This window comes from Streptomyces beijiangensis (assembly GCF_017315755.1).
GTDB lineage: Bacteria > Actinomycetota > Actinomycetes > Streptomycetales > Streptomycetaceae > Streptomyces > Streptomyces beijiangensis.
The window spans coordinates 1-286 of the sequence record NZ_JAFLRJ010001256.1 but is presented as its reverse complement, the minus strand read 5'-3'; the positions used below and the strand labels follow the sequence as shown (position 1 = coordinate 286).

1 protein-coding gene is annotated in these 286 nt (G+C 74.5%); it reads right to left on the bottom strand.

What is annotated here, in order from left to right:
* Positions 1–286 (bottom strand): Gfo/Idh/MocA family protein (locus J0695_RS41410; RefSeq protein WP_242553796.1); only part of this gene is annotated, 286 nt, incomplete at both ends.

The window sequence follows — 286 nt, the reverse complement described above, 5'->3', positions numbered from 1 at the left end:
CCGTTGCACCGGGTCGCGGTGGCCGTGGCGAGCACCCCGTCGTCCAGGGTGAGCACGGCTGCCGCCGTGTCGATGTCCTGGGCGGAGCGGAACATGGCGGGCCCCGCGTCCGAGCCCGTCGCGTACACCTCCACGACCTCCCGACCTGTCACCCACCGCAGCATGTCGAAGTCGTGCACCAGGCAGTCGCGGTAGAGGCCGCCCGACAGCGGCAGATACGCGGCGGGCGGCGGCGCGCAGGCTCGTGAGGTCCGGGGCGCTGGGGCGGCTGCACACCGTACGGGCC